Origin of the sequence: Streptomyces sp. NPDC006463 (assembly GCF_042870715.1) — a bacterium.
Classification (GTDB): Bacteria; Actinomycetota; Actinomycetes; order Streptomycetales; family Streptomycetaceae; genus Streptomyces.
The window spans coordinates 1-5,164 of the sequence record NZ_JBIAHP010000066.1 but is presented as its reverse complement, the minus strand read 5'-3'; the positions used below and the strand labels follow the sequence as shown (position 1 = coordinate 5,164).

General features: G+C 72.9%; 5 protein-coding genes. 2 read left to right on the top strand and 3 right to left on the bottom strand.

The features are described 5' to 3' along the window. Window positions 1-89 precede the first annotated feature (89 nt). The 3 genes from ACFYOB_RS41425 to ACFYOB_RS41415 form a co-directional block, all read right to left on the bottom strand. The gene (locus tag ACFYOB_RS41425) at window positions 90-488 is read right to left on the bottom strand and encodes a WhiB family transcriptional regulator (protein ID WP_388570232.1); all 399 of its coding nucleotides are present in this window, start codon (window positions 486-488) and stop codon (window positions 90-92) included. A 132-nt stretch (window positions 489-620) separates the two neighbouring features. Further along, window positions 621-1,220 (bottom strand): TIGR03086 family metal-binding protein, encoded by a 600-nt coding sequence (locus ACFYOB_RS41420; protein WP_388570229.1) that lies wholly within the window; start codon window positions 1,218-1,220, stop codon window positions 621-623. A gap of 62 nt (window positions 1,221-1,282) precedes the next feature. After that, the gene (locus ACFYOB_RS41415; protein ID WP_388570226.1) at window positions 1,283-1,951 is read right to left on the bottom strand and encodes a DUF1707 domain-containing protein; all 669 of its coding nucleotides are present in this window, start codon (window positions 1,949-1,951) and stop codon (window positions 1,283-1,285) included. A 156-nt stretch (window positions 1,952-2,107) separates the two neighbouring features. Between ACFYOB_RS41415 and ACFYOB_RS41410 the strand changes: the two genes are divergently transcribed. Continuing rightward, the gene (locus tag ACFYOB_RS41410; protein ID WP_388570224.1) at window positions 2,108-3,775 is read left to right on the top strand and encodes a fumarate hydratase; all 1,668 of its coding nucleotides are present in this window, start codon (window positions 2,108-2,110) and stop codon (window positions 3,773-3,775) included. A 485-nt stretch (window positions 3,776-4,260) separates the two neighbouring features. Then, window positions 4,261-4,875 carry a hypothetical protein gene (locus ACFYOB_RS41405; protein WP_388570221.1) on the top strand — a complete coding sequence of 205 codons (615 nt, stop codon included), beginning with the start codon at window positions 4,261-4,263 and terminating at the stop codon, window positions 4,873-4,875. The last annotated feature ends 289 nt before the right edge of the window (window positions 4,876-5,164 follow it).

Below are 5,164 nucleotides of genomic sequence, written 5' to 3'. Positions count from 1 at the left end.
AATACGCCCAGTATGGGGGCGCCCCTCCGCCTTGCGATGCACCGCATCCGACGCCGTGCGCTGACCCACCGGGGATTACGGGACAGCCCTTAGCCCGCGGCGGCTATGGGACCGCCCCCGGGGGCTTGGTGCAGCTCCGCGGTCCTGCGCCGCATCCGCGCCAGCACCACCCGGCGCTCGGCGGCGGTGAGGCCGCCCCAGACCCCGTACGGCTCGGGCTGGAGCAGGGCGTGCTCCCGGCAGGCGACCATGACCGGGCAGCGCGCGCAGACGCGTTTGGCGGCCTCCTCGCGGGAGAGCCGGGCCGCGGTGGGCTCCTTGGAGGGGGCGAAGAACAGCCCCGCCTCGTCGCGGCGGCACACCGCCTCCGCGTGCCACGGGCCGTCCTCTTCCCTCGTCGGCACCCGCGGCTTCGGCACGGCGGACGCACGCCCTTGAAGACTCTGGACGGCGGCAACCTGCAGGGACTGATGCGGCGGATGCGGCACGGTCTACTCCTGACGACGGGTACGCGAGCGAGAGACGATGCACCTGTCCCTACCCGCTGTGCGCGCCCCTATGCACTGGGTGCCAGTGCACGGCGGGGGTTCGTCCGAAACGCGACCATGCCCGGCAGGCCGTCACTTCCCGGGCGGCGCCCAGCCGGGATCGCGGCCCAGGAAGGCCAGCAGCGAGGCGACCGGGCCGGCGTCGGCCCCGGGCCCGGCGGGCAGCGCGGGGCCGTAGGCGAAGCCGCGCAGGGGCTCGGCGAGCACGTCGGCGGCCGGGCGCAGGGCGGCGGCGAGGGCGGGGGTCAGCGGCGGCTCCTGGCCGGTGGCGACGGCGATGTCCCAGGCGTGCACCGCCGCGTCGAGGGCGGCAGCGCCCACGGCCGTCTCGGCGGACACGGTGAACGGGGGCAGCGGGACGGCTACCTCCGCGGTCCCGGGCGCGACCCCGGCGAAGGCCTCGGCGGCGGCGGCGAGCGCCGGCTCCAGCAGCTGCGCCGGGGGCCCCGCCAAGGCGCCGGAGGGTGCGAAGGGGTCCTCGGAGGGGCCGGGGCCGCCGGTGAGGCGGGCGGCGTACGCGAGCTGGTCGCCGGCCGCGTGCTGGAACACCTGGGTGACGTTCCACTTCTCGCACGGCGTCGTGCGGTCCCAGCCGTCGGCGGGTACGCCGATGACGGCGATGCGCAGGGCTTCGTGCGCGTGGTCGAGCAGGTCCCACTTGGATTCGGTCATGGGCCGGATCCTAGAAGCCCGACGGCCAAATACCGCTGGATCAGGGTCGATTGGCGCGGCGGTCAGCCGTCCAGCCGCTTGCGCAGCTTGTTGGCCAGATTGACCAGGCGGGCGCCGGGCTTGGGCCGTGCCTCGATGTTGCCCAGCAGCGCGAAGCCGCGGACGATCACCACCGGGGCCTGCGGGTCGGTCTCCCCCCGGCCCTCGCCGCGCACCTCGAAGTTGCCGAGGACGCCGCTGCCGTAGCCGCGCAGGGTGACGTTCTCCGGGACCAGGACCTCGACGTTGCCGAGGACGCAGGTCACGTTGACCTCCGTGACCTGCTGCTCGAAGACCGCCTCGGTGAGGTCGATGGTGATGTCGCCCATGACCGAGACCGCGCGGGTGAGCGCTGCGGGCCGCCAGCGGCCCTTGCGGGCGGAGCTGCTGCACACGGCGACGACCGTCTCCGCGGGCCCACCGGGTCCGGGAGCCGCGGCGTACGCGGGCGGGGCGTGGCCGGTACCGGGCGCGGGGAGGTCCCGTACGAGCGCTTCCAGCCCGCCCACCGTCTTGACGGCATACAGCGAGTCCAGGCGCTCGGAGTGCTCCTCGGAGCTCAGCCGGCCCTCGGCCAGTGCGTCGGCGAGGATCTGCGCGATCCGGTCCCGGTCCGCGTCGGAGGCGCGCAGCTCGGCGGCCGCAGGGGCGGGAGCCGGCGCGGGGGCGGCGGGGTGCTTTTCCAGGTCCACGGCACCAGCATAGCGAGACACGATAGATCGCGATACTCCCGCGTGAAGCCGAGTGAGCCTTACCTCACAACCGCGGGCACGGCGGGAGGTCCTACGCTGGTGGACTGCGCTGCCAATTGGTCGTCAGTGCTGTCTGCCGAGTGAGGAATGGCCCCAATGCCGGAGTTCGCGTACACCGACCTGCTGCCCCTGGGCGAGGACACCACCCCCTACCGGCTGGTGACCGCCGAGGGCGTGTCCACCTTCGAGGCGGACGGCCGTACGTTCCTCAAGGTCGAGCCGGAGGCGCTGCGCAAGCTCGCCGAAGAGGCCATCCACGACATCCAGCACTTCCTGCGCCCCGCGCACCTCGCGCAGCTGCGCCGCATCATCGACGACCCCGAGGCCTCGTCGAACGACAAGTTCGTCGCGCTCGACCTCCTCAAGAACGCGAACATCGCCGCTGCCGGCGTCCTGCCGATGTGCCAGGACACGGGCACGGCCATCGTGATGGGCAAGCGCGGCCAGAACGTCCTCACCGAGGGCGGCGACGAGGCGGCCCTCTCGCGCGGCATCTACGACGCCTACACGCGCCTGAACCTGCGCTACTCGCAGATGGCGCCGATCACCATGTGGGAGGAGAAGAACACCGGCTCGAACCTGCCCGCGCAGATCGAGCTGTACGCGACCGACGGCGGCGCGTACAAGTTCCTCTTCATGGCCAAGGGCGGCGGCTCGGCGAACAAGTCGTTCCTCTACCAGGAGACCAAGGCGGTCCTCAACGAGGCCTCCATGATGAAGTTCCTGGAGGAGAAGATCCGTTCGCTCGGCACGGCGGCCTGCCCGCCGTACCACCTGGCGATCGTGGTCGGCGGCACCTCGGCCGAGCACGCGCTCAAGACCGCGAAGTACGCCTCCGCGCACTACCTGGACGAGCTGCCGCGCGAGGGTTCCCCGCTGGGCCACGGCTTCCGTGACGAGGCCCTGGAGCAGCAGGTCTTCGAGCTGACCCAGAAGATCGGCATCGGCGCGCAGTTCGGCGGCAAGTACTTCTGCCACGACGTCCGCGTCGTGCGCCTGCCGCGCCACGGCGCGTCCCTCCCGGTCGCCATCGCGGTCTCCTGCTCCGCGGACCGCCAGGCCACCGCGAAGATCACCGCCGAGGGCGTCTTCCTGGAGCAGCTGGAGACGGACCCGGCGCGCTTCCTCCCCGACACCACGGACTCCCACCTGGACGAGTCCTCGGACGTGGTCTCCATCGACCTGAACCAGCCGATGGACGACATCCTGGCGACGCTGACCAAGCACCCGGTCAAGACCCGCCTGTCGCTGACCGGCCCGCTGGTCGTGGCGCGCGACATCGCGCACGCCAAGATCAAGGAGCTGCTGGACTCGGGCGCGGAGATGCCGCAGTACCTGAAGGACCACCCGGTCTACTACGCGGGCCCCGCGAAGACCCCCGAGGGCTACGCCTCCGGCTCCTTCGGCCCGACCACGGCCGGCCGCATGGACAGCTACGTCGAGCAGTTCCAGGCGGCGGGCGGCTCGAAGGTCATGCTGGCCAAGGGCAACCGCTCGCAGCAGGTGACGGACGCGTGCGGCTCGCACGGCGGCTTCTACCTGGGCTCGATCGGCGGCCCGGCGGCGCGGCTCGCGCAGGACTGCATCAAGAAGGTCGAGGTCCTGGAGTACGAGGAGCTCGGCATGGAGGCGGTCTGGAAGATCGAGGTCGAGGACTTCCCGGCCTTCATCGTGGTCGACGACAAGGGCAACGACTTCTTCCAGAACCCGGCCCCGGAGCCGACGTTCACCCACATCCCGGTGCGCGGCCCCGGCCTCGGCTGATCCCGGTAGCAGCATCTGTTGAGAGCCCCTGGCGCCCGCCGGGGGCTCTCTGCTTGCCCAGCGCCCTGCCCGGCGATCGGGCGGTGGCCATGCTCAGTCCAGGGACGTCGGCGCACCCGCTACGAGCGCCCGGGCCGCACCGCCCCGCGCAGCCCCCTTCGAGAGCCGATCAAAGGCGTGGGCGTACGGCTTCGACCTGGCTGGGCTGCGAGCCTGCACGCCGCTCGCCTGTCCCCGAGGCTGATCGTGCGAGACGGCCGGCTCGGGCGCCCGGACGGGGCGCCGTACGACCGCAGACCGCCACCGCGGGACGAGCGTCGCCCCATGGGGGCCGGACAGTGAGGACGCTGGGGACGCACAGAGGTGGTCCCCCGAATGGGGGAGAGGCCTTCACGCATCTCCGCCCATCGGCAGATGGATCACGCGCGGGCCCGGGGCGAGGCTTTACGCGTAGCCAAACCACCCTTGGAACACGGGAGTTCACCATGAAGAACCGCATGCGCGCCCTCGTCCTCGCCGGAGCCGCCGCCGCCCTTGTGTCCACCCTGGTCGCGGCGGCCCCCGCCCCGGCGGCGCCGGCAGCACCGGCCGCGTCGAAGGTCGCCTCCGTACACGGGGGCGGCACGATCTTCTTCCCCTACTCCGCCAAGGACGACATCCGATTCACGGTCGACGCCGAGTCGGCCCCGTGGAGCAAGCCGTACCCGGCCCCGGGCCCGGAGAAAGGCCTGCCGACCGATGCGCGCGGCCGGGTGACGATCTACCACCACTCGCCGGAGTCGGGCGTCACCGCCGTCGGCGAGGCGGAGGTGGACTGTCTGGTCACGGGCGGCAGGACGGCCACTCTCACGGCCGTGGTCAAGAGCTCGAGCGTCGGCTTGGAGGGCAGGCGGATCGGCATCAGCGTCCAGGACGGCCAGCGCGGCGAGCCCGACCGCCTCGGCTTCTCCTGGGGCATCGTCAACATGGACGCGAAGCCTGACGGCACGCCGACGGAGGGAAACGTGGGCACCTGCATGGCCCCGGCCCCCTTCACCGAGGTCACCAAGGGCGGCTTCAAGGTCACCCCGGCCCCGCTGTCCCCCTTCCCGAAGTCGTAGCGGACCACCCGCCCCGTTCGGGAACCGGGCCCTGCACGGGGTCGGCCGGGGACGGGGACGGGGTGGGGTGCCGGCCGGGACGTAAAACGTGATTTGTGGCGCCTGCCGGGCCCGCAAGAACCGAAGCCCGGCCCAGGGCGCCGTAAATCATGCAGTCCCGGCCGGCACCCCCCCCCCGGCCCCCCCCCCCCCCGCCCCCCCCCCCCCCCCCCCCCCCCCCCCCCCCCCCCCCCCCCCCCCCCCCCCCCCCCCCCCCCCCCCCCCCCCCCCCCCCCCCCCCCCCCCCCCC

Coding starts and splice junctions, on each gene's coding strand:
- ACFYOB_RS41420 (WP_388570229.1), bottom strand. CDS start 1,220: ATGACCGAATCCAAGTGGGACCTGCTCGACCACGCGCACGAAGCCCTG.
- ACFYOB_RS41410 (WP_388570224.1), top strand. CDS start 2,108: ATGCCGGAGTTCGCGTACACCGACCTGCTGCCCCTGGGCGAGGACACC.
- ACFYOB_RS41405 (WP_388570221.1), top strand. CDS start 4,261: ATGAAGAACCGCATGCGCGCCCTCGTCCTCGCCGGAGCCGCCGCCGCC.